The organism is Pseudomonas sp. I2 (assembly GCF_040984075.1).
In the GTDB taxonomy this organism is placed as follows: Bacteria; Pseudomonadota; Gammaproteobacteria; order Pseudomonadales; family Pseudomonadaceae; genus Aquipseudomonas; species Aquipseudomonas guariconensis_B.
On the sequence record NZ_JBCGFQ010000005.1, the window covers coordinates 86,778 to 111,838 of the forward strand.

Genomic DNA, 25,061 nt, shown 5'->3' on the forward strand with positions numbered 1-25,061 from the left:
CGGCACCCCGGCGCCTAGGAAAGCAACCGACATGAGCCTGATCGTCACCCCCCTCAGCCCGGCGCTCGGCGCCCAGATCAGCGGCGTGGACCTCACCCGCGACATCAGCGCCGAACAGCGCGATGCCATCGAGCAGGCGTTGCTCGAACACCAGGTGCTGTTCTTCCGCGACCAGCCGATCGAGCCGGCACAGCAGGCGAACTTCGCCGCGCGTTTCGGCGACCTGCACATCCACCCGATCTACCCCAACGTGCCGGAAACCCCGCAGGTGCTGGTCCTCGACACGGCGGTCACCGATGTACGCGACAATGCCGTGTGGCACACCGACGTCACCTTCCTGCCAACGCCGGCGCTGGGCGCGGTGCTCAGCGCCAAGCAGTTGCCAGCCTTTGGCGGAGACACCCTGTGGGCCAGCGGCATCGCCGCCTTCGAAGCGCTGTCGGCGCCATTGCAGGCGCTGCTCGACGGCCTGACCGCCACGCATGACTTCACCAAGTCGTTCCCCCTGGAGCGCTTCGGCACCACCCCCGAAGACCTGGCACGCTGGGAGGCGACCCGGCGCAACAACCCGCCATTGTCGCACCCGGTGGTGCGCACCCACCCGGTGAGCGGGCGCAAGGCGCTGTTCGTCAACGAAGGGTTCACTACACGGATCAACGAATTGAACGAGTATGAGAGCGAGGCGCTGCTCAAGCTGCTGTTCGCCCATGCCACACGGCCGGAGTTCAGCATTCGCTGGAGATGGCAGGAGCATGACGTGGCGTTCTGGGACAACCGTGTGACCCAGCATTACGCGGTGGACGACTACCGGCCGCAGCGGCGGGTGATGCACCGGGCGACCATTCTTGGGGATGTGCCGTTCTGAAGGGCCTCGTGTCGCGAAGGGGCCGCAAAGCGGCCCCAGCGATCTACCGGACCAGGTGCAGGAACTGCATGTGCCGCTCGTACTGGTCGAGGATGTCGTTGATGATCTGCTCCTTGCTGTAGCCCACCAGGTCGTAGTTCTGGCTGCCCTCGGACAGATGCACCTCGGCGCGGTAGTAACGGCGATTCCTCAACTCCTGGGTCCCCAGCCCACCGAGGGCGAACGATGGGGTGAAGTACCCGCGCATCTGCACCTGGTAGATGAACGGCTGTTCCTCGCCATGGCCGATCTTCAGGCTGACGTTGTCATGGCTCGGATCGTCCTGGGTGATCAACGCCAGCCCCTTCTGCTCGAACACCTCGGTCACCTCGGCGATGGCCGGGCGCACCACGTCATCCATGAAGCGATACACCTCGTCCCGCGATGGGAAGTGCACCGCCTGGCTCAGGCGCTGGCGCCAGCCGCCGCGACCACGGCGTGACTGGGCGAACGGTGCCAGCGAATGCATCTGCGCGATCTGCCGCTGGGACTCCAGGTAGAACGCCTTGTGCAACCCCCACATCATGCACAGCAGGATCAGCGAGAACGGCAGCGAGGTCAGCACCACCGCGGACTTGAGCGAGTCGATGCTGCCGGCGAACAGCAGCCCACTGGTGACCAATGCGGTCATCGCCCCCCAGAAGATGCGCAGCCAGTTCGGCCCGTCTTCGTCGGCGTTGCCGCCCTTGGCCGACAGGGTCGAGAGCACCACGGTGCCGGAGTCGGCCGAGGTGACGAAGAACACGAAGCTGATGAACACCGTCACCGCGATCACCGTCTTGCTCCACGGGTAGGTTTCCAGCAGCAGGTACAGGCTCATGGGCGGGTTGTCCAAGGCCGACTGGGCCAGCGCGGTCATGCCGTGTTCGAGCACCTGATTGATGGCGCTGTTGCCGAAGATCGACATCCACGCCAGGGTGAACCCCAGCGGGATCAGCAGCACGCCGAAGACGAACTCACGGATCGTGCGGCCCCGGGAAATCCGTGCGATGAACAGCCCGACGAAGGGCGCCCAGGCGATCCACCAGGCCCAGTAGAACACCGTCCAGCCGCCCAGCCAGTCTCGGTTCTCGCCGTAGGCATAGACATCGAAGCTCTTGCGCGGCAAGGCGCCAAGGTAGTCGCCCAGGTTCTGGATCAGGGTGTTGAACAGGTGCTGAGTAGGCCCGGCGAACAGCACGAACAACAGCAGAGCGCAGGCCAGGAACAAGTTGATGTCGCTCATCACCCGCACGCCCTTCTCCACCCCGGCGACCGCCACGGCGACGGCCGCGCCCATCATCAGCACGATGAGGATCACCTGCACCCACTGGCTGTGGTCGATGCCGAACAGGTAGTCCAGGCCTGCGTTCAGGTGCAGCACGCCAAAGCCCATGTCGGCGCCCAGGCCGAACACCGTGGCGATGATGCCGAAGCCGTCCACCGCGTAGCCGATCGGCCCGTTGATGCGCTTGCCGATCAACGGGTACAGCGCCGAGCGCAGCGCCAGCGGCAGGTTGTGGCGGTAGGCGAAATAGGCCAGGGCCATGCCGACGAAGGCGAACACACCCCAACCATGCAGGCCCCAGTGCAGGAACAGCAACTGCATCGCCTGGCGCCCGGCCTCCACCGTGCCCACCTCGCCCTGGGGGGGCTGGAGCATGTGGGTCAGGGGTTCGGAGACGCAGAAGAAGAACAGGGTGATGCTGATACCGGCGGCGAACAGCATGCCGGCCCAGGACAGGTAGCTGAACTCGGGTTCGTCGTGGTCGGCACCGAGCTTGATCTTGCCGTAGCCAGACAAGGCGGTGACCACCACGAAGACCAGGTACAGGGTCATGGCCAGCATGTAGTACCAGCCGACCGTGTTGGCCGCCCAGTTCTGTGCCGCCAGCAACCACTTGCCCGCCGCCTGCGGGTTGGCGATGACCACCAGGCCGAAGATGAGGATGAAGCTTGCCGCGAAATAGAACACCGGCGGGTTCATGCGGATCTTGCCGTTGGCAAGGGATGGCGTCGGTGCAGTCATTGAACGTGCACCTCGTCGAAGGACGTAAGGTTCGGATTGAACGGGTTCAGCAAAGGGAATCCTCCTGTTGAACACCGGCAATGGACCAGCGTTTAATTTGAACAAGCGTTCAAGTTAAACATGGATCGGCGTTCAATGCGACCCGGGGTCGCGGTTCGGCCGACCATCGAACCTTTCACGGCGCGGGTAGTTGGGGCCGCTTCGCGCCCCATCGCCGGCAAGCCGGCTCCCACAGAATGGACTGCCCCCGTCATCCCAAGCGCCAGGCCTACTTCTGCCCCTCGCATTCCAGCTGCAGGTTCGCCTGGGTGATGTTGCTCTCCGGCGGAACGCTGCGGGTCAGCCAGACGTTGCCGCCGATGGTCGAGCCCTTGCCGATGGTGATCCGCCCAAGGATGGTCGCCCCGGCATAGATCACCACATCGTCCTCGACGATCGGGTGGCGCGGCTCGCCCTTGTGCAGCATGCCGGTCTCGTCGGCCGGGAAGCGCTTGGCGCCCAGGGTCACCGCCTGGTAGATGCGTACCCGTTCACCGATGATCGCGGTCTCGCCGATCACCACGCCCGTACCATGGTCGATGAAGAAGCTCGAGCCGATCTGCGCACCGGGGTGGATGTCGATACCGGTGGCCGAGTGGGCCAGCTCCGAACTGATCCGCGCCAGCAGCGGCAAGCCGGCCTGGTACAGGTGGTGGGCCAGGCGGTGGTGGATGACCGCCAGGATGCCCGGGTAGCACAGCAAGACCTCGTCGACGCTGCGCGCCGCCGGGTCGCCCTGGTAGGCGGCCAGTACATCGGTGTCGAGCAGCACGCGCAGGCCCGGCAGGGCGGCGGCGAAGTCCTGGATCAGGCGCAGGGCATGGGCATCCACGTCGACGATCTCGGCCTTGCCGTGGCGCGCCGCGTAGCGCAGCTCCAGACGGGCCTGGGCCAGCAACGCCGTGAGGGCGGCATCCAGGGTATGGCCGACATAGAAGTCCTCGCTTTCCTCACGCAGGTCCACCGGCCCCAGACGCATGGGAAACAGCGCCCCGCACAACTGCTCGAGGATCTGCCGCATGGCCTCGCGCGAAGGCAATTCCCGCCCGCCTTGCTCGCCGCTGCTGCGGCCGTTGCGGCTACGCCATTGCTCACGGGCGCTGCGCAAGCCGCTGACGATGCCCTGCAGTTGCCAATGCCCAGTCGATGGATGTTCGCTCACGGTATTCTCCTGACCCGGCGGTTTTCTTGGTAATGGCTGCGCCGGTACGATCCACTCTACGGCAAATCCGTCCCTTGGAAAAAACAACGCTTTATTCCATCCTGCGCTAAGTCGGGCATAAGCAGCGCTGACAGACCAGGCATTCCTGACCTACCCTCAATGCTGTCGAATCTCTCGATAAAGAAATAAAAGAAATAACAAAATAAGTTTTTATTATTTCAAGACCTATATAGCCCACCCCTATAGTCGCCACCCACTACTTCCACAACAAGCGCGGGGCCCACACATGTCGACATTCGCCAAACCGCTTCTCACCGCCAGCCTGGCCATCCTGCTGGGCACCGGCCTGTTCAACCAGGCCTTCGCCGGCGAGCAACTCAAGACCATCCAGGAAAAAGGCAGCATCAGCATCGGCCTGGAGGGCACCTACCCGCCGTTCAGCTTCGTCGACGAGAACGGCAAGCTGGCCGGTTTCGAGGTGGAGTTGTCCGAGCTGCTGGCCAAGGAGCTGGGGGTCAAGGCCAGGATCCAGCCGACCAAGTGGGACGGTATCCTCGCGGCGTTGGAATCCAAGCGCCTGGACGTGGTGGTCAACCAGGTGACCATCTCCGAGGAGCGCAAGAAGAAATACGACTTCTCCGAGCCCTACACCATCTCCGGCATCCAGGCCCTGGTGCTGAAGAAGAAGGCCGAGCAATTGAACATCCACAAGGCCGCCGACCTGGCCGGCAAGAAGGTTGGCGTGGGCCTGGGCACCAACTACGAGCAATGGGTGAAGCAGGACGTGCCACAGGCCGACGTGCGCACCTACGAGGACGACCCGAGCAAGTTCGCCGACCTGCGCAACGGCCGCATCGACGCCATCCTGATCGACCGCCTGGCCGCCCTGGAATACGCCCAGAAGGCCAAGGACACCCAGCTCGCCGGCGAGGCGTTCTCGCGCCTGGAATCGGGCGTGGCCCTGCGCAAGGGCGAGCCGGAGCTGCTCGAGGCGATCAACAAGGCACTGGACAAGCTCAAGGCTGACGGCACCCTGGCCAAGCTGTCCGAGAAATACTTCGGTGCCGACGTCACTCAATGATCGCCGAAAGCCTGCAACTCGTCCTCGACTCCACGCCCTTCCTGCTCAAGGGCGCTGGCTACACGGTCGTCCTCAGCGTCGGCGGCATGTTCTTCGGCCTGATCCTGGGCTTTGCCCTGGCGCTGATGCGCCTGTCGAAGATCCTGCCGCTGGACTGGCTGGCCCGGGTGTACGTGTCGTTCTTCCGCGGCACGCCGTTGCTGGTGCAACTGTTCGTGATCTACTTCGGCATGCCGCAGATCGGTATCGAACTCGACCCGATACCGGCGTCGCTGATCGGCCTGTCGCTGAACATGGCGGCGTACATCTGCGAGATCCTGCGCGCGGCGATTTCCTCGATCGACCGTGGCCAGTGGGAGGCCGCCGCCAGTATCGGCATGACCCGCACCCAGGCCATGCGCCGGGCGATCCTGCCACAGGCCATGCGCACCGCCCTGCCGCCGCTGGGCAACAGTTTCATCTCCCTGGTCAAGGACACCGCCCTGGCGGCGACCATCCAGGTACCGGAGCTGTTCCGCCAGGCCCAACTGATCACCGCGCGGACCTTCGAGGTCTTCACCATGTACCTGGCCGTGGCCGTTATCTACTGGATACTGTGCAGCATCCTCGCGCACTTCCAGAACCGCATGGAAGCGCGGGTCAACCAGCATGACCGGGAGCACTGAAGATGATCGTCGTAGAAGGCCTGAGCAAGCAGTTCAAGGGCCACACCGTGCTCAACGGCATCGACCTGACCGTCCAGCCCGGCGAGGTGGTGGCCATCATCGGCCCCAGTGGCTCCGGCAAGACCACCTTCCTGCGCTGCCTCAACCTGCTCGAGACACCCGACGCCGGACGCATCCAGGTCGGTGACATCAGCATCGACGCCAACCGCCCGCTCGGCGGCCAGCAAGCGGCGATCCGCCGTCTGCGCCAGCAGGCCGGCTTCGTGTTCCAGAACTTCAACCTGTTCCCCCACCGCACCGCCCTGGAGAACGTCATCGAGGGGCCGGTGATCGTCAAGAAGATGCCCCGCGACAGGGCCGTGGAACTGGGCCGCACGCTGTTGGCCAAGGTCGGCCTGGGCGGCAAGGAAGACGCGTATCCGCGGCGCCTGTCCGGCGGCCAGCAGCAGCGGGTGGCCATCGCCCGGGCCCTGGCGATGGAACCGGAGGTGATCCTCTTCGACGAACCGACCTCGGCGCTCGATCCAGAGTTGGTCGGCGAGGTCCTGGCGACCATCCGCGGCCTGGCCGAGGAAAAGCGCACCATGATCATCGTCACCCACGAGATGAGCTTTGCCCGGGACGTGGCCAACCGGGTGATCTTCTTCGACAAGGGGGTGATCGTCGAGCAGGGCGAGGCCAAGGCGTTGTTCGCCCATCCGCAGGAGGAGCGTACGCAGCAGTTCCTGCGCAAGTTCCTTGGCACGGCAGCCTCGCAAGGCTAGAGCGCTTTCGAGCACCTGGGGGCGCTTTGCGCCCCTATCAATCAAGCGCCATCCTTCCCCGCCCGAGCGGCTCTTCTATCTATAGTCCAAAAAGTTAGTTCATAAAGTTTTTATAAGCGCATAGGGTATATAGACCGGACCACCGGACCAGCAAACGTCTGTCGCCGTCAGCTGAGGCGACGCTTTCAACTTTTGTGAGGTAAGGAATGGTCAGGATCACAATCACCCCAGTGCGCAACGCCAGGGCATTGAGTGCAGCCAGGGAGCAGCACTGATGTCCAGCCAGCCGAACACGCTTCCCTCCAGCGATCTCGACAGCTCGCCCCTGCTGCTGCCGGCCAAGGTGCTGCGCACCGATGCCGAGGCCCTGCAAGCCGCCCGCGAACTGGCCGAGACCGCTCGCCAGCAAGCCGCACGCCGTGACCAGCAGCGCAGGCTGCCATGGGCCGAGATCGAACAATTCACCCGCAGCGGCCTGGGCAGCATCAGCATTCCCAAGGCCCATGGCGGCCCCGAGGTTTCCTTCGCCACCATCGCCGAGGTCTTTCGCCTCATCAGCGCCGCCGATCCGGCGCTCGGGCAGATCCCGCAGAACCAGTTCGGCATGCTCCAACTGCTGCGCCTGACCGCCAGCGAGGCGCAGCAGGCCGTGCTGTTTCGTTCCGTGCTCGACGGCTGGCGCATCGGCAATGCCGGCCCCGAACGCGGCACCAAGGACACCCTGACGCTCAAGGCGCGGATCACCCGCGACGGCGCCGGCTATCGCATCAGTGGCGAGAAGTTCTACTCCACCGGCGCCCTGTTCGCCCACTGGGTAGCGGTCAAGGCCCTGGATGACGAGGGCCACCAGCGCCTGGCCTTCGTCCGCCGTGGCAGCCCGGGGCTGCGCATCGTCGACGACTGGTCCGGCTTCGGCCAGCGCACCACCGCCAGCGGCACCGTGCTGCTCGACCAGGTGCCGGTGGACGCGGACCTGGTGATCGACACCCGCCGCCAGCGCGAAGTCCCCAACACCCAGGGTGCCGCCTCGCAACTGATCCAGGCGGCCATCGATGCCGGCATCGCCGAAGCGGCGATCGAGGATGCCATCGCCTTCGTGCGCGACAAGTCCCGGCCATGGGTCGACGCCAAGGTCGAGCGGGCCGGCGATGATCTCTACGTGATCGCCGACATCGGCCGTCTCAAGCTCGAGCTGCATGCCGCCGAGGCCCTGCTGCGCAAGGCCGCCAGGGTGCTCGACGAGGTCAACGCCGGCGCCGTGGACGAAGACGCCGCGGCACGTGCCTCGATCGCCGTGGCCGAGGCCAAGGTGCTGACCACCGAGATCGCCCTGCAAGCCAGCGAGAAGCTGTTCGAACTGGCCGGCAGCCGCGCCACCCTCGCCGAGTTCAACCTCGACCGTCACTGGCGCAACGCCCGGGTGCACACCCTGCACGACCCGGTGCGCTGGAAATACCACGCGGTCGGCGCCTGGCACCTCAACGGCACCCGCCCTGCCCGTCATTCCTGGATTTGAGTGAGCCGGGGCTGCTTCGCAGCCCTTCGCGGACAAGCCCGCACCCATAGGTTTGACGCTGTTCTCACGAACAGCGCGACTCATGTGGGTGTCCCTGCGAGAGCAGCGAAGCAGCGCCCCTTGGAGAACGACATGACCCAATCCCTGATCACCTCCGACGCCCAGGCCCTGGCCGTCGCCGAGGAAATCGCCCAGCAGCTGCAACGCGACAGCGCCCTGCGCGACCGCGAGCGCCGCCTGCCCCACGCCGAGCTCGACCTGTTCACCCGCTCCGGCCTGTGGGCCATCAGCGTGCCCAAGGCCTTCGGCGGCGCGGGGGTATCCAACGTCACCCTGGCCAAGGTCATCGCCCGCATCGCCCAGGCCGACGCCTCCCTCGGGCAGATTCCGCAGAACCACTTCTATGCCCTGGAAGTGCTACGGGTGAATGGCGCCCCCGAGCAGCAACGGCGCCTCTATGCCGAGGTCCTGGCCGGGCGACGCTTGGGCAACGCCCTGGCCGAGCTGGGCACCAAGACCGCCCACGACCGCACCACCCGCCTGACCCGCGATGGCGATGGCTGGCGGATCAACGGCCGCAAGTTCTACGCCACCGGCGCCCTGTACGCCCAGCGCATCCCCACCTCGGTGATCGATGAACAGGGTGTACAGCACCTGGCCTTCGTGCCTGCCGATGCTGCTGGCCTGCAGGTGATCGACGACTGGAGCGGCTTCGGCCAGCGTACCACCGGCAGCGGCTCGGTGACGTTCGACAACGTGTTCGTCGCGAACCAGGACGTGGTGCCCTTCGACAGCGCCTTCGAGCGCCCGACCCCGGTCGGCCCGCTGGCGCAGATCCTCCATGCCGCCATCGACACCGGCATCGCCCGCGCCGCCTTCGACGACGCCCTGCGCTTCGTGCGCAGCCGTAGCCGCCCCTGGGTCGATTCCGGCGTCGACAAGGCCAGCGACGACCCACTGAGTCTCAAGAGCTTCGGTCACCTGGCCATCCGCCTGCATGCCGCCGAGGCCCTGCTGGAGCGCGCCGGTGAATACCTCGACCGCGCCCGCGACGCCAGCAACGCCGACACCGTCGCCGCCGCGTCCATCGCCGTGGCCGAGGCCCGGGCAATCAGCACCGAGATTTCCCTGGCAGCTGGCAGCACCCTGTTCGAACTGGCCGGCAGCCAGGCCACCCTGGCCGAGCACAACCTCGACCGCCACTGGCGCAACGCCCGGGTCCACACCCTGCACGACCCGGTGCGCTGGAAGTACCACGCCATCGGCAACTACTACCTCAACGGCGAGAACCCGCCACGCCGGGGGACGATCTGATGGGCAAGCAGATCCTCCTCAACGCCTTCGACATGAACTGCGTCGGGCACATCAACCACGGCCTGTGGACCCACCCTCGGGACCAAGCGACCCAGTACCGGACCCTGGAATACTGGACCCGGCTGGCCCAGTTGCTCGAGCGCGGGCTGTTCGACGGGCTGTTCATCGCCGATATCGTCGGCACCTACGACGTCTACGGGCAGTCGGTGGACGTGACGCTCAAAGAGTCCATCCAGTTGCCGGTCAACGACCCGCTGCTGCTGGTCTCGGCCATGGCCGCCGTGACCCGGCACCTGGGCTTCGGCCTGACCGCCAACCTCACCTATGACGCGCCCTACCTGTTCGCTCGGCGCCTCTCCACCCTCGACCATTTGAGCAATGGTCGGGTCGGCTGGAACATCGTCACCGGCTACCTGGACAGCGCCGCCCGCGCCATGGGCCTGGCACGGCAACCCGAGCACGACCGCCGCTACGACCAGGCCGACGAATACCTGCAGGTGCTGTACAAACTGCTCGAAGGCAGCTGGGATGACGACGCCGTGGTCGCCGACCGCGCTCGGCGCGTCTATGCCCGCCCAGACAAGGTGCGCAAGGTTCGCCACCAGGGCGAGTTCTACCATGTCGAGGGCTACCACCTGTGCGAGCCCTCGCCCCAGCGTACCCCGGTGCTGTTCCAGGCCGGCAGCTCGCCACGCGGCCTGGCTTTCGCCGGCCAGCATGCCGAGTGCGTGTTCATCAGCGGCCAGGACAAGGCGACCACCCGTGCCCAGGTCGACAAGGTACGTGCCGCGGCCCAGGCCAGCGGCCGCGCCCCGCAGGCGATCAAGGTCTTCATGGGCATCACGGTGATCGTCGCGCCGAGCGAACAGCAGGCCCAGGCCCTGCACGCCGAATACCTGCGCTATGCCAGCCCGGAAGCGGGCGTGGCGCACTTTGCCAGTTCCACCGGCATCGACTTCGCCGCCTACGGCCTGGACGAGCCGATCGGCTTCGCCAAGGGCAACGCCATCCAGTCCGCGACCCGCCAGTTGCAGGACAACGCCTGGACCCGCCGCCGTCTGCTGGAGCAGCACGCCCTGGGCGGGCGCTACGTGACCCTGGTCGGCTCGCCCGAACAGGTCGCCGGGCAGTTGATCGCCTGGATCGACGAGACCGGCCTGGACGGCTTCAACCTGACCCGCACCGTCACCCCGGAAAGCCATGAGGCGTTCATCGACCTGGTGGTCCCCGAGCTGCAACGCCGTGGCCGCTACAAGACCGCCTACGCACCCGGCAGCCTGCGCGAGAAGCTCTTCGCCAGCGGCCACCCGCACCTGCCCGCCGACCACCCCGGTGCCGCCTACCGCGCCACCCCCCCTACCCCGACTGGAGCCTTGCACCATGCTTGAGAAACTGTTCCGGCCCGTCGCGGCCGCCGTGCTGTCCCTGGGCCTGGCCGCCACTGCGCTGGCCGGCGAACCGCTGAAGGTCGGCACCACCGCAGCCTTTGCCATCCCGCTCGAAGCGGCGGTGGACGAGGCCCGCAAGCAGGGCCTGGAGGTCAAGCTGATCGAGTTCAGCGACTGGATCGCGCCGAACGTGAGCCTGGCCAGCGGCGACATCGACGTGAACTACTTCCAGCACATCCCCTTCCTGGAGAACGCCAAGGCCGCCGCCGGCTTCGAGCTGGAGCCCTACGCCCCGGGCATCATCAACAACGTCGGCCTGTACTCCAAGCGCTACAAGCGCTTTGCCGATCTGCCCAACGGGGCCAGCGTGGCCATCGCCAACGACCCGATCAACAGCGGCCGCGGCCTGCAGTTGCTGGCCAAGGCCGGGTTGATCGACCTCAAGCCGGGGGTTGGCTACAAGGCCACCGAGGACGACATCGTCGCCAACCCGAAGCAGTTGAAGATCCTCCAGGTGGAAGCTGTACAACTGGTACGTGCCTACGATGACGCCGACCTGGTCCAGGGCTACCCCGCGTACATCCGCCTGGCCAACAGCTTCGACGCCACCTCGGCACTGCTGTTCGATGGCCTGGAGAACAAGGAATACGTGATCCAGTTCGTCATCCGCCCACAGAGCAAGGACGACCCGCGCCTGGCCAGGTTCGTCGACATCTACCAGCATTCGCCCGCCGTGCGCGCGGCCCTGGACAAAGCCCACGGCAGCCTCTACCAGGCCGGCTGGGAGGGTTGAGATGAGCAGCGCCAGCGCCCTCAGGGCGCCCACCGCGCAAGCCTCGCCGGCCCCTGCCCGCGAGCAGGCCCTGCGCCCAGAGGTGAACGATGCCCACGTGCGCTTCGTCGGCCTGGGCAAGACCTACCCGGGCCAGGCCCAGCCCGCCTTGCAGGGCATCGACCTGAACATCCGCCGCGGCGAGATCTTCGGCATCATCGGCCGCAGCGGCGCCGGCAAGTCATCGCTGCTACGCACCATCAACCGCCTGGAACAGCCCTCCCAGGGCCGGGTGCTGATCGACCAGGTGGACATCGCGCCGTTCGACGAGGACCACCTGGTCGCGCTGCGCCGGCGCATCGGCATGATCTTCCAGCACTTCAACCTGATGTCGGCCAAGACTGTCTGGCAGAACGTCGAGTTGCCGCTGAAGGTGGCGAGCGTGGCCAAGGCCGAGCGCCAACGCAAGGTTCGCGAACTGCTGGAGCTGGTGGGGCTTGCGCACAAGCACCACGTCTACCCGGCGCAGTTGTCGGGCGGGCAGAAGCAGCGGGTGGGCATCGCCCGGGCGCTGGTCCATGACCCTGAAATCCTGCTGTGCGACGAGGCCACCTCGGCGCTCGACCCGGAAACCACCGCCTCGATCCTCGAGCTGCTGCGCGACATCAACCAGCGCCTGGGCCTGACCATCGTGCTGATCACCCACGAGATGGCGGTGATCCGCGACATCTGCCACCGGGTGCTGGTGCTCGAACGTGGGCAGATCGTCGAGCAGGGCGACGTCTGGCAGGTGTTCGGCGCACCGCGGCACGAGGTCACCCGCAGCTTGCTCGCGCCGTTGCAAGCCAAGCTGCCCGCCGCCTTGCAGGCCAACCTGCGCACCAGCCCCGGCGCAAGCGATGCGGCGCTGGTACTCAGGCTGAGCCTGCTGGGCGCGCCGGAACTGTCCGAGCTGTTCAGTGCCCTGGGCGGGCGCGTGCGCCTGCTCCAGGGCGGCATCGAGACCATCGGCGAGCGGGCCGTGGGGCAACTGATCCTGTCGGTACAGGGTTCGCCCCATGCACTGCCGCTATTGCTGGAGCGCGCCCGTCGCTGGGCCGATGAGGTGGAGGTACTGGGCTATGTGGTTTGAGCGTCTGTTCCAGGGCTTGCTGGATACCTTGCTGATGGTCGGCGTGTCGTCGCTGATCGCCCTGCTGGTCGGGGTGCCGATGGCGGTGCTGCTGGTCACCAGCGACAAGGGCGGGATCTTCGAGGCGCCGTTGCTGAACCGTGTGTTGAGTGCGTTCGTCAACCTGTTCCGCTCGATCCCGTTCCTGATCCTGATGGTCGCCCTGATCCCCTTCACCCGCCTGGTGGTGGGTACCACCTATGGCGTGTGGGCCGCCGTGGTCCCGCTGACCATCGCCGCCACGCCCTTCTTCGCCAGGATCGCCGAGGTCAGCCTGCGCGAGGTCGACCATGGCCTGATCGAGGCGGCCCAGGCCATGGGGTGCCGGCGCTGGCACATCGTCTGGCACGTGCTGCTGCCCGAGGCACTGCCGGGGATCGTCGGCGGCTTCACCATCACCCTGGTGACCTTGATCAACTCCTCGGCCATGGCCGGTGCCATCGGCGCGGGCGGGCTGGGGGATATTGCCTATCGCTATGGGTACCAGCGTTTCGACAGCCAGGTCATGCTGACCGTGATCGCCATGCTGGTGGCGTTGGTGGCGTTGATCCAGCTGGGTGGGGATCGGTTGGCGAAGGGCTTGAACAAGCGCTGAAGCCTTCCCCCTACTGGTCGGAGCGGCCCCGGACCGGCCTCAGTCCCAGCGCAACGCCTGTGCCGGTACCGGCCGCCCGAACCAGTACCCCTGCCCCAGGTGACATTGCTGTTCCAGCAGGAAGCGAGCCTGCTCGGCCTGCTCGATCCCCTCGGCGTGCACCTGCATGCCCATGCTGCGGGCCAGGGCGATGATCACCCGGACGATGGCGATGTCATCCTCGTCATGGGGCAGACCGGCGACGAAGCCCTGGTCGATCTTGAGCTTCTGCACCGGCAATCGCTTGAGCCGCAGCAACGACGAATAACCGGTGCCGAAGTCGTCGATGGCCAGGCTCAGGCCCAGCTCGCGCAGCCGGTGCAACTGTTCCAGAGCCACCTCCGGATCTTCCATCACCGCGCTTTCGGTGACCTCCAGCTCCAGCAGCGCCGGGTCCATGCCGGTGTCGTGCAGCACCTCGGCCACCTGCCGGTACAGATCGCGCTGGCCGAACAGGCGGCTGGAAATGTTCACCGCGACGAACGCCAGCTGCCGCCCCTCGCCCTGCCAGCGCACCATCTGCCGGCATGCCTGGCGCAGCACCCAGGCATCGATCTCGGCGATCAACCCGGTACGCTCGGCGATGGGGATGAACTCGCCCGGCGACACCAGCCCCCGTAGCGGATGCTGCCAGCGCACCAACGCCTCGACCCCGACCATCCTGTCGCTGCACAGGTCGTGCACCGGCTGGAAGTACACACGCAGCTCTTCGTGCTCCAGGGCACGGCGCAACTCGCCGGCAGTCTCGACCCGGTGCTGGGCGTGGGCGGTCAGTTCCTCGGTGTACAGGGCGTAGCAGGCGCGGCCATTGCTCTTGGCCTTGAACAGCGCCGAATCGGCATTGCGCAGCAGTTGCTCGGCGCCGAGCGCATCGCTGGGGAACAGGCTGATACCGACACTGACGCTGATGAACAGGCGATTGTCGTCGAAGACGAACGGCTCGCGCATGCGCTCGATGATCGTCTGCGCCAGGGTCGCGGCTTGGCCGACCTGTGGGCAGTTCTCCGCCAGCACGCCGAACTCGTCGCCGCCCAGGCGCGCCAGGGTCACGCCATGGCCGAGGATGTCGCGCAGGCGCTCGCCGACCAGCTTGAGCAACTGGTCGCCGATGGTGTGGCCAAGGCCATCGTTGATGCTCTGGAAATGATCGAGGTCCAGCAGCAACAAGGCACAGCCGCGCTTGTTGGCCTGGGCGGCGGCCAGGGCCTGTTCGGCCCGGTCGTTGAACAGCAATCGGTTGGGCAGGCCGGTCAGCGGATCGTGGTGCGCCAGGTAGGCCAGCTCCCGTTCGGAGTGCTTGATCGCGCTGATGTCACTGAACACCGCCACATAGTGGCTGACCGCGCCGCTGTCGTCGCGGATGGCGCAGATCGTCTGCCACTGCGGGTAGATCTCGCCGCTCTTGCGCCGGTTCCAGATCTCGCCGCTCCACTCGCCCTTCTGCGCCAGCGCGGCGTAGATCTGCTGGTAGAACGGCGCACCGTGGTGGCCCGACTTGAACTTGCTAGGGCGCTGGCCGATCACCTCGTCCTGCTGGTAGCCGGTGATGCGCATGAAGGCCCGGTTGACGTGCACGATCAGGCCGTCGCGGTCGGTCACCAACACGCCCTCCAGGGTGCTGTCGAACACCGCCGCGGCCATGCGCAGGCGCTCACGGTCCTCGCTGCGCAGGCGCGCACCGATGCCGATGAAATTGAGCAGGCGGGCACGCGAGACGAAGATCAGCAAGGCACTGACCAGCACCCAGACGAGCACATTGGCCTGGCGGCCCACGGCCAGCACCGTCGGGTCATCGGAAAGGCCGCGCAGCACCTGTTCGGACAGCACCAGCCAGAGAATCGAGAGCACCAGGTACAACGCCGCCATGCGCAGGGCGTCGCGAACGGAAACAGACATGTCGGGTGGGTAAGCCCATGAAAAAGGATGGGGCATTATAAAGGCGGAAACATGCCGTGACTTAATTCCCGGCATTAGAAATAGGTTGCAGATTTCATCTGCCCTGCTCGCGGGCAAGCCCGCTGCCACGGGGGCTGCACGACCTCGTGCGGGAGCGCGCGCACCCGCGACAGGGCTGGCACCCTCGCAACGGGCGACTGGCTTTATTTCCCCGCCAGGGGATAATTGCCGACGCTGTTCCCCTGTGTTTCCGAGGGCTTCTACACCTATGTGGTACAACGGTTTGCTCGACTTGTCGGCCTGGCAACTGGTCGGCGTCACCCTGCTGATGACCCATGTGACCATCGTCAGCGTCACCCTCTACCTGCATCGCTACTCGGCCCACCGCGCCCTGGAGCTCAATGCCGGGCTCAAGCACTTCTTCCGCTTCTGGCTGTGGCTGACCACCGCGCAGAACACCCGCGAGTGGACCGCGGTGCACCGCAAGCACCACGCCAAGTGCGAAACCCCCGACGACCCGCACAGCCCGCTGCACAAGGGCCTGGGCACCGTGCTGCGCAAGGGCGCCGAGCTCTACCGTGAGGAAGCGCGCAACCCCGAGACCCTGCGCATCTACGGCAAGAACTGCCCGGACGACTGGATCGAACGCAACCTCTATTCGCGCTACAGGCTCGGCGGCGTGGCGCTGATGGCACTGATCGACCTGCTGCTGTTCGGCACCATCGGCATCACCATCTGGGCAGTGCAGATGATGTGGATTCCGTTCTGGGCCGCTGGCGTGGTCAACGGCCTGGGCCATGCGCTGGGCTACCGCAACTTCGAATGCCGCGACGCGGCCACCAACCTGGTGCCCTGGGGCATCGTCATTGGCGGCGAGGAGCTGCACAACAATCATCACACCTACCCCAACTCGGCCAAGCTGTCGGTCAAGCGCTGGGAGTTCGACATCGGCTGGATGTGGATCCGCCTGCTGTGCCTGCTGCGCCTGGCCAAGGTGCAGCGTGTGGCGCCCATCGCCCACCGCGTCGAGGGCAAGGCGCACCTGGACATGGACACGGCCATGGCGATCCTCAACAACCGTTTCCAGATCATGGCCCAGTACCGCAAGCTGGTGATCGCGCCATTGGTCAAGCAGGAACTGGCCCGGGTCGATGCCTCGATGCGCCACCGCTTCCGCCGCGCCAAGCGCCTGTTGTCGCGGGAAACCAGCCTGCTGCAGGACCGCCATCACGTACGTATCGAGTCCATGCTGGCCCACAGCCAGGCGCTCAAGACCATCTATGAAAAACGCCTGGCCCTGCAGCAGATCTGGGCCCGTACCAGCGCCAACGGCCACGACATGCTCGCCGCCATGAAGGATTGGGTGCATGAGGCCGAGGCCAGCGGTATCCAGGCCTTGCGCGACTTCGCCGGCCAGCTCAAGACCTACTCCCTACGCCCTGCCGGGGCCTGAGCACCGTTGATCGGCCCGCCCCGCGACGGGGCGGGCCACCCCGGAACTTCGTCCCCTGCCTTCCACTCAAATCCGGCACATCGCCCGCGTGGCGGGCCGGATCGTGGCCGCACGCTTTCATGCCGAGAACCGTTCCGTGCTCATGGCCAAAGACTTCACCCCGCCCCTCTGCGGCAACCCGCCGCCCGAAGCCGCCCAGACCCTGCTCGCCCTGCTGCACGCTCAGGGCGAAGTGGCTCGCCTGAGCGAACGCGAGCAGCTCTACAGCTCGCTGCTCGACAGCCTCAATGCCGTGCTCTGGGCCTTCGACTGGGAGACCCGCCAGGTGCTGTATGTCAGCCCAGCCTACGAACGTATCTTCGGGCGCCCGGCCAGCCTGGTGCTGGCCGACTACAACGAGTGGCGCGACAGCATCTACCCCGACGACCTGGACTACGCCGAGCGCAGCCTGGCCCAGGTGCTGCTCAAGGGCGCGGTGGAAGACCGCGAGTACCGCATCATCAATGCCGCGGGCCAAGTGCGCTGGCTGAGCGACAAATGCTTCATCAACCAGCAACGTGAAAACGAACAGCGGGTGATCATCGTCGGTATCGCCGAGGACATCACCGAGAAGAAGCAGCTCGAAGGCGAGTTGCAACGCCTGGCCACCACCGATGTGCTGACCCAGAGCAGCAACCGCCGGCACTTCTTCGAATGCGCCCGCCAAGCCTTCGAGGCCGCGCGCGAGGAGGGTTCGCCCCTGGCCTTCCTGTTGCTCGACATCGACGACTTCAAGCAGATCAACGACAGCTACGGCCACCAGGAAGGCGACCAGGTGCTGCAACGTATCGCTGACAGCGGCAGGGCCGTGCTGCGCCGGGGCGACCTGTTCGGGCGTATCGGTGGCGAGGAGTTCGCGGCGGTCTTCCCCGGCTGCACCGCCCAAGTCGCCAAGCACATCGCCGAACGCTTGCAACGCGAGATCCAGCGCCTGAGCTTCAGCCATGGGCAGCAGGTGTATGGCGTCACCGTGAGCCAGGGCCTGACTGGCCTGAACGACACCGACGAAACCCTCGAAGCCCTGTTCGCCCGGGCCGATGCAGCCATGTACCAGGCCAAGCGGCAGGGCAAGAACCAGATCGTGCTGGGGTGAGCCAGCCCCGAATGGCCATACTTGCCCATTTGGATCCATTATCTAGCAAGCTCAGAAATGTCTTACTCCCTTTGGTTACCTTCCAAAGGGGAATATTCTTTAATTGCCGTGAGGCATTCCTAGAGCAATCGGAAGCTGTTCCCGTTATGACACCATGAGCCGCTTAACAACTGCTCAGGGTGGAACATGGCAATTAGGTTCGAGCCAAAAGTAGGGCAGGTGCTGGAATGCAATTACGGCGAGTATCGAGATCAAGGCGATGTTGTTTCAGCATCGAGTCGGTACGACTTCCGCCTTAAACCGGAAATGGTGAAAAATCGGCTTGTCATGGTGCTCAATGGAAAAATCGATTCGAATGCCTGTATTGTCGTTCCACTCTCGACCACCAAGGATCCCGGCAAGCTGAGCCGAGGATGGCATGTGCAGTTCTCTGCCGACCTGATCGAGGATCTCCCGTATTTCAAGCAACAGGTACGTTGGGCCAAGGCTGACTTGGTCGCCCAGGTGAGCCGGGAGCGCTTGTTCAAGCCCAGGACCATCGGCCGCGGTTTTCTTGAGCAAGTCGTGGCACGCGAGGTTGTCGAGCGAGTCCAACGCGCCGTGGTGAAGGTGATGAATGCGAGCTCCCTGCTCAAAAATTGACAGGATCCAAGCTTTTCCCTATCGTGGCCCCGTAGCCCTTAGAGGCACTCAGCGCTTTATTCCCCTTAGAGGGACCTGCGAAACCCAGCCTAGGCTGGGTTTCGCCATTCAGAACCCCCTGTTTTCTCAAGATCCTGGGCTGTCACACGGGATCTACCGGTTGGCCTCCGGCTGGACGATCTCCTGTTTCTCCACCCTGCGCAACCGCCCCAGCTCCGGCAAGCCCAGCTTGAGCAACCGTGCCGTCTTGCTGTCGGCGATTTTCTCCATCCCCTGCTCCGCCGGCAGCCGCGCCAGTTGCCCGGCCAGGTTCATTGCCAGGATCTCCCGCGAATACACCCCGCCACCCAACTGGTAGATGGCGGCGATCAGCTCGCGCAGGCTCAGCGGCAGCCGCCAGCGGGTGCGCAGCGCCGAGCCGAAGGCGGCGCCGAACGCGTTCAGCGACAACTGCACCTGGTCCTCGTCCAGCTCGCCACCGGCCAGGCGCCATTCCTGCAGGCAACGCAGCACGGCCAGGTCGCCCAGGCAGTGCAGCAGTCCGGCGCAGTAGCAGCGGCCTTCATCCAGCTCGAGCATGCGCGCCAGGCTGCGGGCGTACTCGGCGGTGTGCAGGGACAGGTCCCAGTAGTGAGCGGCATGCCGGGCCAGCAACAGGTCGCTCAGGCGAGCGCTGCGCTTGAGCGCCAGGCCCAGGATCAGGTTCATGCTCTGGGTGCTGCCGAGCTTGTTCAGCGCCTGCAGCAGGGTCTGCACCGGCGCCTCGCGATGCAGTGCGGCGCTGTTGGCCGCCGCGATCAGCACGCCGGTGATCTGCGGATCGTTGCGTACCTCTTCCTCGAGCACCTTGAGGTTCAGCCCATGGGGGTTGAGGGCGCGCTTGATCGCCACCTGCACATCGGCGAACAGCGGCCCGCCATCGGCAGTGACACGGCGTTGCTCGAGGAACGCCGACAGGCGGATGCCCGGCTGCAAGGACGGCGTCGGGCAGGCAATCTGCTCGCCAACCGCCAGCAACAGGCTCTCCAACCGCTTGCGCAGGTTGGCCAGGTCGAGGGGTTTGCCCAGGTAGGCGGTGGGGTGGAACGGTAGCACCTCATGCACACTGGCGCTGTCGGTGCGCTCGCTCATCAATATGAACGGCAGGGACGGCTTGTACCCCTTGGCACGCACGTTGCGCAACAGGTCGAGGCCATCGACCCCGGCCAGCTCACGGGCGGCAATGATCAGGTCAGGCTTGCTCGACAGCGCGGCCAAGGCCTCGGAGCCGTTGGCGCAGACCTGCAGGCGGGCGTCGCAGCGCACGCTGAGCAACATGTCGCGAAGCATGTCGCGCACCCACGGATCGCCTTCGGCAATCAGGATACAAGGCGGGATGGGGTCGGCAGCGCTCATGAGTGGCTCCTGGGTAATCCTTGACACACGATCCTTCGCAGCTTCCAAGGCAAATCCATCCGCCTACGATAGCGCCCAGCCGCATCGAGGGTGCAAAAAAAAACCCGCCGAAGCGGGTTTTTTTCTAACGCCTGTCACATTCAGGCCAGCTCGGCGAAGCACTCTTCGATGATCGCCAGGCCTTTGTCCAGCTGCTCGTCCGGCGCGGTGACCGGCACCAGGATACGCAGGACGTTGCCGTAGGTGCCGCAGGACAGCAGGATCAGGCCCTTGTCGCGTGCCTTGGCCACGACCTGGGCGACCGCGGCAGCGTTCGGGGTGTGGGTCCCCTTCTCGAACACTTCGACAGCGACCATCGAGCCCAGGCCACGGACATCACCGATGATCGGGTGCTTTTCCTGGATCTTGCGCAGGCCAGCGGTCAGGCGCTCGCCCACCGCCTGGCTGCGCTCGAGCAGCTTCTCTTCCTCGAACACTTCGATCACGGCCAGGGCCGCGGCGCAGGCGATCGGGGAACCGGCGTAGGTACCGCCCAGGCCACCCGGGGCGATGGCGTCCATGTACTCGGCCTTGCCGCACACACCGGCCAGCGGGAAGCCGCCAGCGATGGACTTGGCGAAGGTGGTCAGGTCAGGCGCGACGCCCATCTGCTCCATGGCGAAGAAGGTGCCGGTACGGCCAGCGCCGGTCTGCACTTCGTCGGCGATCAGCAGGATGCCGTGCTGGTCGCACAGGGCGCGCAGGCGCTGCATCAGCTCTTTCGGTGCCGGGATGAAACCACCCTCGCCCTGGACCGGCTCGAGGATGATCGCAGCGATGTCCTTAGGCTCGGCATCGTTCTTGAAGATACGCTCGATCGAAGCGATCGACTCGTCGACGCTGACGCCGTGCAGCTCGCTCGGGTACAAGGCGCGGAAGATGCCACCTGGCATCAGGCCCATGCCAGCGGAGTACGGCACGACCTTGCCGGTCAGGCCCAGGGTCATCATGGTACGGCCGTGGTAACCGCCGGTGAAGGCGATGACGCCGGCACGGCCAGTGGCGGCACGGGCGATCTTGACGGCGTTTTCAACGGCTTCGGAACCGGTGGTGACCAGCAGGGTCTTCTTGGCGAAGTCTCCTGGCACCAGGGCGTTGATCTTCTCGCACAGCTCTACGTAGGGCTCGTAGGCCAGAACCTGGAAGCAGGTGTGGCTGACCTTGGTCAGCTGCTCTTGCACGGCCGCCACCACTTTCGGGTGCAGGTGGCCGGTGTTCAGTACTGCGATGCCGCCGGCGAAGTCGATCAGTTCGCGGCCTTCAACGTCGATCACGGTCGCGTTCTTCGCGGTGTCGACGAAGATCGGGTGGATCTGGCCAACGCCACGTGGGACGGCGTTGACACGGCGTTGCATCAAGGATTCGTTGGTCTTGCTCATAGTGCCCTCATTCGCGCCGACGCTGACGGCGCTGTTATTCGGGGGTGGCTGGATCCGTGCATGAGCAGCATGCGTTGATCGACTGTCATGAACGCCCTGGCCACCAGGTACCGCGGTGTAAAAAAGACCAGCGAGACGTCGCTCTCGCGCCCCGCTGGCAGAGGTAAAAACTGTCAGCCCGTGATCAGACGCTGATGCACAGGTACTTGATCTCCAGGTAGTCCTCGATGCCGTACTTGGAACCTTCGCGACCCAGGCCCGAGGCCTTGATGCCGCCGAACGGCGCGACTTCGTTGGAGATCAGGCCGGTGTTGATGCCGACCATGCCATATTCCAGGGCCTCGGCGACACGGAACACACGGCTCATGTCACGGGCGTAGAAGTACGAGGCCAGGCCGAACTCGGTGTCGTTGGACATGGCGATGACCTCGGCCTCGTCCTTGAAGCGGAACAGCGGGGCCAGCGGGCCGAAGGTTTCTTCCTTGGCCACGGCGGCGGTCTTCGGTACGTCGACCAGGATGGTCGGCTCGAAGAAGTTGCCTTCGATCAGCTTGCCGCCGGACAGCACCTTGGCGCCTTTGCCAACGGCGTCCTCGATGTGCTCCTGGACCTTCGCCACGGCCTTGCCGTCGATCAGCGGGCCGGTGGTGGTGCCTTCTTCCAGGCCGTTGCCGATCTTCAGCTTGGCCACGGCGGCCTTGAGCTTCTCGGCGAACGCGTCATAGACGCCGTCCTGTACGTAGATGCGGTTGGCGCAGACGCAGGTCTGGCCGTTGTTGCGGTACTTGGAGACGATCGCGCCCTCGACGGCCTTGTCCAGGTCGGCGTCGTCGAACACGATGAACGGGGCGTTGCCACCCAGCTCCAGGGACACTTTCTTGATGTCCTTGGCGCACTCTTCCATCAGCTGGCGGCCGATCTCGGTCGAGCCGGTGAAGGACAGCTTGCGCACCAGCGAGTTGCCGGTCAGCTCGCCGCCGACTTCGCCCGCGCTGCCGGTGACCACGCTCAGCACACCGGCCGGGATGCCGGCACGGTTGGCCAGCTCGACCAGGGCCAGGGCGGAGTACGGGGTCTGCGAAGCAGGCTTGAGGACCATGGTGCAACCGGCGGCCAGGGCCGGGCCGGCCTTGCGGGTGATCATCGCGGCCGGGAAGTTCCACGGGGTGATCGCGGCGGTGACACCGATCGGCTGCTTGATGACGATCAGGCGCTTGTCCGGCTGGTGACCCGGGATGGTGTCGCCGTAGACGCGCTTGGCTTCCTCGGCGAACCACTCGATGAACGAGGCGGCGTAGGCGATCTCGCCCTTGGCTTCGGCCAGCGGCTTGCCCTGCTCGGTGGTCATCAGGCGGGCCAGGTCGTCCTGGTTCTCGATCATCAGCTCGAACCAGCGGCGCAGCTTGTTCGAACGCTCCTTGGCGGTCAGTGCGCGCCAGGCCGGCAGGGCCTTGTCGGCCGCTTCGATGGCGCGGCGGGTTTCGGCGGCGCCCATCTTCGGCACGGTACCGATGACTTCGCCGGTGGCCGGGTTGGTCACCTTGATGGTCTGACCGCTGTCCGCATCCAGCCATTCACCGTTGATGAAGGCTTGCTGGCGGAACAACTGAGCGTCTTTGAGCTGCATGTCGGCTTCCCTTAAAGCACCGTGCACGCACGGGGCGAATTATTGATTGTTGAAAAGGCGCCCCAAGGGGCTGCCGTCAGGAATTCTTGCACCAAGGGTGTTCAACGCCTGGGCAGTGAGCGTTTGAAATCTCAAACGAATGCTAAGCGGCTGCTGGGGTGTTGGACAATAGGCTGTTCGAAAAAAAGAACGAATGGTTGAACACCGGGCTGGAATTTCCAGATCGGCGGTGAGGCATGAGCCCCCTTCGTGGCCCCCGCAGGGCCCTGCAAACCACAATTGATGTGTGATCGGCTCGAAGCTTGTGGGAGCGGGCGTGCCCGCGAAAGGGCCAGTGAAGGTTAGACCATGGGCCAGGAGACATCGTGATGGGAGGACCGACGGCCCTCCCGGCAGGGTCAGAACGCCTTGGCGAGGTCGATCACCAGTGCCCGGTAGCCGACGCTCCCTGGCTGGCGGCTGTGCACCTTGAGCTCCACCAGCACCTCCTGGGTACCTCGGCGCACCTCATTGAGCACGGTGGTGGTCAGCTTCTGTGGCGTCAGGTAGCCCACCGACGCCGAATAGATGAACTGGGTGTCGGTATCCGGCCGATACGCCACCACCGAGGTGATCGGGCTGTACCACGCCTCGCCCCGCTCCTTGCCGTACTGCCAGATTTGCTCGACCGTTCCCTTGGTCTCGTCGATCCTGTACTCGACCGCCCGGCTGTAGTTGCCGCTCAGTTTCGTCGGGGCAAAGCCACGTCCCCAGCCATTGTCGAACACCGTCAGCGTGCCCTGCCCGGTCAACCAGGCGGTGTGTTGGGTCCAGGACCAGTCGAAGTCGTCGCTGCCGACCGGGGTCAGCACCTTGGCCTTCAGGTGCGCCGGCCAGCCCTGGGGCGAGGCGAGAATCCACTTCACCGCCTTGTCGCGGCCGATCTTCACCACGCCCTGGTGACGGGCTGAAACGATGATGCTGTCGTCATCGGCGTCGTAGTCGATGGCATTGACGTGGGCCCAGTTGCGCCCGGTGCCGACGCCCGGCGTGTCGCCGAACGGCAGCTCGCCCTCGGCCAGCTCGTTGGCCAGCCGGCTGTCCTGCTTCTGCACGCCATCCGGTAGCTGGATCGCCGCCTTGCCCAGGGTTTCCAGCAAGTCGCCGCGGTACGGGTCGAGGATCTGGTTGAGGTCCCAGAAGTCCAGCACGTCGCCGGCCTCGTTCACTTCGATGATGTGGTCACGGATCGAACGCACGCGCTTGCCGTCCGGACGGCGGTAGTCGCTGGTGCCGACCCGCAGCAGGTAGGTGCCGTGCGCGGTCTCGCGGATCTCGTGGGAGAAGTCGGCGAACTTGTCCGGCAGGCTGCGCTGCCAGATACGCCGGCCGAGCAGGTCGTACTTGGAGTAGGTCTGGCCCTGGCCCCAGATCAGCTTGCCATCGCGGGTCTGCTGGAAGCCCATGGTGCCGCCCAGGCCGTCGCGGCGGTTGGAGTCGTGGATCTGCTCGATGTCCAGGTACCAGCGCACGTCGCCATTGCTGTCGGCGATCCAATTGTTGCCGACCTGGTCCCACTCGGCAGCGCCACCCAGGCCGTTCCACTTGAAGGCGCGCCCGCCCGGGATGTCGCCGAGCAGGTGGTTGAACAGGTACAGGCGCTGCTCGAAGCCTGGCGCGACCTTGACCGGCTCCACCTCGGGCAAGGCGGCCGTCTGCCTGGCCACCACCGGCAGGCGCACGGCAGGCGCGTAGATTTCGTAGCGCTCGCGAATGCGCTCGCCATCGAGCTTGTAGGTGACCTCCACCTGGTTGACGTGATCCGGGTACAGGCCGAACACCGGGATGCCGCCGTAGGTCCACAGCGAGCGGTCGGACACCGCGTAGGCGATGTCCACGCCGCGCTCGCCACGGCCCAGCACCCGTACGTGGACCGCGCCGAGGATGCGGCCACCGTCACGGATGATGGCGGTCAGCGGCGCCAGGCGATAGGGATTGACCACCACGTCACCGAGCAACGCCTCATCGTGGTCGGGGACCTTGGCGGTGATGCAGGCACCTTCGGGCAGGCGTGGGGTTTCGGTCTTGGCATTCATGGCAA

At 65.5% G+C, this 25,061-nt stretch carries 20 protein-coding genes; 13 read left to right on the plus strand and 7 right to left on the minus strand.

Annotation, left to right across the window (positions count from 1 at the left end):
- The first annotated feature begins 31 nt into the window (after nucleotides 1–31).
- Nucleotides 32–865 (plus strand): taurine dioxygenase, encoded by an 834-nt coding sequence (tauD, locus tag WCE05_RS04270; RefSeq protein ID WP_368815497.1) that lies wholly within the window; start codon nucleotides 32–34, stop codon nucleotides 863–865.
- A gap of 43 nt (nucleotides 866–908) precedes the next feature.
- Here the strand turns inward: tauD and betT are convergent, their stop codons facing one another.
- Complete coding sequence (betT, locus tag WCE05_RS04275; RefSeq protein ID WP_253080307.1) at nucleotides 909–2,870, minus strand: choline transporter BetT; 1,962 nt, start codon at nucleotides 2,868–2,870, stop codon at nucleotides 909–911.
- A gap of 310 nt (nucleotides 2,871–3,180) precedes the next feature.
- Nucleotides 3,181–4,113, minus strand: coding sequence for a serine O-acetyltransferase EpsC (gene epsC / locus WCE05_RS04280; protein ID WP_225786659.1), 933 nt, complete (start codon nucleotides 4,111–4,113; stop codon nucleotides 3,181–3,183).
- 286 nt (nucleotides 4,114–4,399) lie between these two features.
- On the opposite strand from epsC, the gene tcyJ reads away from it, so the two are divergent.
- From tcyJ to WCE05_RS04325, 9 genes are all read left to right on the plus strand, one after another.
- Nucleotides 4,400–5,194, plus strand: coding sequence for a cystine ABC transporter substrate-binding protein (tcyJ, locus tag WCE05_RS04285; RefSeq protein ID WP_225786660.1), 795 nt, complete (start codon nucleotides 4,400–4,402; stop codon nucleotides 5,192–5,194).
- Nucleotides 5,191–5,859 (plus strand): cystine ABC transporter permease, encoded by a 669-nt coding sequence (tcyL, locus tag WCE05_RS04290; protein ID WP_225786661.1) that lies wholly within the window; start codon nucleotides 5,191–5,193, stop codon nucleotides 5,857–5,859. The genes tcyJ and tcyL overlap by 4 nt, the downstream gene beginning before the upstream one ends.
- A 2-nt stretch (nucleotides 5,860–5,861) precedes the next feature.
- Nucleotides 5,862–6,623 (plus strand): L-cystine ABC transporter ATP-binding protein TcyN, encoded by a 762-nt coding sequence (tcyN, locus tag WCE05_RS04295; protein WP_368815498.1) that lies wholly within the window; start codon nucleotides 5,862–5,864, stop codon nucleotides 6,621–6,623.
- A 274-nt stretch (nucleotides 6,624–6,897) separates the two neighbouring features.
- Nucleotides 6,898–8,139 (plus strand): SfnB family sulfur acquisition oxidoreductase, encoded by a 1,242-nt coding sequence (locus WCE05_RS04300; RefSeq protein ID WP_368815499.1) that lies wholly within the window; start codon nucleotides 6,898–6,900, stop codon nucleotides 8,137–8,139.
- Between the two features lie 132 nt (nucleotides 8,140–8,271).
- Complete coding sequence (locus tag WCE05_RS04305; RefSeq protein ID WP_253080301.1) at nucleotides 8,272–9,453, plus strand: SfnB family sulfur acquisition oxidoreductase; 1,182 nt, start codon at nucleotides 8,272–8,274, stop codon at nucleotides 9,451–9,453.
- Nucleotides 9,453–10,841 (plus strand): LLM class flavin-dependent oxidoreductase, encoded by a 1,389-nt coding sequence (locus WCE05_RS04310; RefSeq protein ID WP_368815500.1) that lies wholly within the window; start codon nucleotides 9,453–9,455, stop codon nucleotides 10,839–10,841. Before WCE05_RS04305 ends, WCE05_RS04310 begins: the two co-directional genes overlap by 1 nt.
- Nucleotides 10,834–11,634: a MetQ/NlpA family ABC transporter substrate-binding protein gene (locus WCE05_RS04315; RefSeq protein WP_253080303.1), complete on the plus strand. Its 801-nt coding sequence runs from the start codon at nucleotides 10,834–10,836 to the stop codon at nucleotides 11,632–11,634. The genes WCE05_RS04310 and WCE05_RS04315 overlap by 8 nt, the downstream gene beginning before the upstream one ends.
- A 1-nt stretch (nucleotide 11,635) precedes the next feature.
- Complete coding sequence (locus WCE05_RS04320) at nucleotides 11,636–12,745, plus strand: methionine ABC transporter ATP-binding protein (protein WP_368815501.1); 1,110 nt, start codon at nucleotides 11,636–11,638, stop codon at nucleotides 12,743–12,745.
- Nucleotides 12,735–13,379 (plus strand): methionine ABC transporter permease, encoded by a 645-nt coding sequence (locus WCE05_RS04325; RefSeq protein ID WP_225786668.1) that lies wholly within the window; start codon nucleotides 12,735–12,737, stop codon nucleotides 13,377–13,379. The genes WCE05_RS04320 and WCE05_RS04325 overlap by 11 nt, the downstream gene beginning before the upstream one ends.
- Nucleotides 13,380–13,418: 39 nt before the next feature.
- Here WCE05_RS04325 and dibA read toward each other — a convergent pair whose 3' ends face one another.
- Nucleotides 13,419–15,314 (minus strand): phosphodiesterase DibA, encoded by a 1,896-nt coding sequence (gene dibA, locus WCE05_RS04330; protein ID WP_253080304.1) that lies wholly within the window; start codon nucleotides 15,312–15,314, stop codon nucleotides 13,419–13,421.
- A 268-nt stretch (nucleotides 15,315–15,582) separates the two neighbouring features.
- Between dibA and desA the strand changes: the two genes are divergently transcribed.
- From desA to WCE05_RS04345, 3 genes are all read left to right on the plus strand, one after another.
- Nucleotides 15,583–16,767 carry a delta-9 fatty acid desaturase DesA gene (desA, locus tag WCE05_RS04335; protein WP_253080305.1) on the plus strand — a complete coding sequence of 395 codons (1,185 nt, stop codon included), beginning with the start codon at nucleotides 15,583–15,585 and terminating at the stop codon, nucleotides 16,765–16,767.
- A gap of 142 nt (nucleotides 16,768–16,909) precedes the next feature.
- Nucleotides 16,910–17,899 (plus strand): sensor domain-containing diguanylate cyclase, encoded by a 990-nt coding sequence (locus tag WCE05_RS04340; RefSeq protein WP_225786864.1) that lies wholly within the window; start codon nucleotides 16,910–16,912, stop codon nucleotides 17,897–17,899.
- A 186-nt stretch (nucleotides 17,900–18,085) separates the two neighbouring features.
- Nucleotides 18,086–18,541, plus strand: a complete 456-nt coding sequence (locus WCE05_RS04345) for a type II toxin-antitoxin system PemK/MazF family toxin (protein WP_225786671.1) — start codon at nucleotides 18,086–18,088, stop codon at nucleotides 18,539–18,541.
- A gap of 153 nt (nucleotides 18,542–18,694) precedes the next feature.
- Here WCE05_RS04345 and WCE05_RS04350 read toward each other — a convergent pair whose 3' ends face one another.
- The 4 genes from WCE05_RS04350 to WCE05_RS04365 form a co-directional block, all read right to left on the minus strand.
- Nucleotides 18,695–19,936 carry a response regulator gene (locus WCE05_RS04350; RefSeq protein WP_253080306.1) on the minus strand — a complete coding sequence of 414 codons (1,242 nt, stop codon included), beginning with the start codon at nucleotides 19,934–19,936 and terminating at the stop codon, nucleotides 18,695–18,697.
- Nucleotides 19,937–20,076: 140 nt separating this feature from the next.
- Nucleotides 20,077–21,354 carry a 4-aminobutyrate--2-oxoglutarate transaminase gene (gabT, locus tag WCE05_RS04355; protein WP_225786673.1) on the minus strand — a complete coding sequence of 426 codons (1,278 nt, stop codon included), beginning with the start codon at nucleotides 21,352–21,354 and terminating at the stop codon, nucleotides 20,077–20,079.
- A 184-nt stretch (nucleotides 21,355–21,538) separates the two neighbouring features.
- Nucleotides 21,539–22,981: an NADP-dependent succinate-semialdehyde dehydrogenase gene (gene gabD, locus WCE05_RS04360; RefSeq protein WP_225786674.1), complete on the minus strand. Its 1,443-nt coding sequence runs from the start codon at nucleotides 22,979–22,981 to the stop codon at nucleotides 21,539–21,541.
- A 398-nt stretch (nucleotides 22,982–23,379) separates the two neighbouring features.
- Nucleotides 23,380–25,056 (minus strand): aryl-sulfate sulfotransferase, encoded by a 1,677-nt coding sequence (locus WCE05_RS04365; RefSeq protein WP_368815502.1) that lies wholly within the window; start codon nucleotides 25,054–25,056, stop codon nucleotides 23,380–23,382.
- Nucleotides 25,057–25,061: the final 5 nt, after the last annotated feature.

What these genes read in the sequence shown, in the direction of transcription:
- tauD (WP_368815497.1), top strand. Translation starts at nt 32, where the DNA reads ATGAGCCTGATCGTCACCCCCCTCAGCCCGGCGCTCGGCGCCCAGATC.
- betT (WP_253080307.1), bottom strand. Translation starts at nt 2,870, where the DNA reads ATGAACCCGCCGGTGTTCTATTTCGCGGCAAGCTTCATCCTCATCTTC.
- tcyJ (WP_225786660.1), top strand. Translation starts at nt 4,400, where the DNA reads ATGTCGACATTCGCCAAACCGCTTCTCACCGCCAGCCTGGCCATCCTG.
- tcyL (WP_225786661.1), top strand. Translation starts at nt 5,191, where the DNA reads ATGATCGCCGAAAGCCTGCAACTCGTCCTCGACTCCACGCCCTTCCTG.
- tcyN (WP_368815498.1), top strand. Translation starts at nt 5,862, where the DNA reads ATGATCGTCGTAGAAGGCCTGAGCAAGCAGTTCAAGGGCCACACCGTG.
- WCE05_RS04300 (WP_368815499.1), top strand. Translation starts at nt 6,898, where the DNA reads ATGTCCAGCCAGCCGAACACGCTTCCCTCCAGCGATCTCGACAGCTCG.
- WCE05_RS04305 (WP_253080301.1), top strand. Translation starts at nt 8,272, where the DNA reads ATGACCCAATCCCTGATCACCTCCGACGCCCAGGCCCTGGCCGTCGCC.
- WCE05_RS04310 (WP_368815500.1), top strand. Translation starts at nt 9,453, where the DNA reads ATGGGCAAGCAGATCCTCCTCAACGCCTTCGACATGAACTGCGTCGGG.
- WCE05_RS04315 (WP_253080303.1), top strand. Translation starts at nt 10,834, where the DNA reads ATGCTTGAGAAACTGTTCCGGCCCGTCGCGGCCGCCGTGCTGTCCCTG.
- WCE05_RS04320 (WP_368815501.1), top strand. Translation starts at nt 11,636, where the DNA reads ATGAGCAGCGCCAGCGCCCTCAGGGCGCCCACCGCGCAAGCCTCGCCG.
- WCE05_RS04325 (WP_225786668.1), top strand. Translation starts at nt 12,735, where the DNA reads ATGTGGTTTGAGCGTCTGTTCCAGGGCTTGCTGGATACCTTGCTGATG.
- dibA (WP_253080304.1), bottom strand. Translation starts at nt 15,314, where the DNA reads ATGTCTGTTTCCGTTCGCGACGCCCTGCGCATGGCGGCGTTGTACCTG.
- desA (WP_253080305.1), top strand. Translation starts at nt 15,583, where the DNA reads ATGTGGTACAACGGTTTGCTCGACTTGTCGGCCTGGCAACTGGTCGGC.
- WCE05_RS04340 (WP_225786864.1), top strand. Translation starts at nt 16,910, where the DNA reads ATGGCCAAAGACTTCACCCCGCCCCTCTGCGGCAACCCGCCGCCCGAA.
- WCE05_RS04345 (WP_225786671.1), top strand. Translation starts at nt 18,086, where the DNA reads ATGGCAATTAGGTTCGAGCCAAAAGTAGGGCAGGTGCTGGAATGCAAT.
- WCE05_RS04350 (WP_253080306.1), bottom strand. Translation starts at nt 19,936, where the DNA reads ATGAGCGCTGCCGACCCCATCCCGCCTTGTATCCTGATTGCCGAAGGC.
- gabT (WP_225786673.1), bottom strand. Translation starts at nt 21,354, where the DNA reads ATGAGCAAGACCAACGAATCCTTGATGCAACGCCGTGTCAACGCCGTC.
- gabD (WP_225786674.1), bottom strand. Translation starts at nt 22,981, where the DNA reads ATGCAGCTCAAAGACGCTCAGTTGTTCCGCCAGCAAGCCTTCATCAAC.
- WCE05_RS04365 (WP_368815502.1), bottom strand. Translation starts at nt 25,056, where the DNA reads ATGAATGCCAAGACCGAAACCCCACGCCTGCCCGAAGGTGCCTGCATC.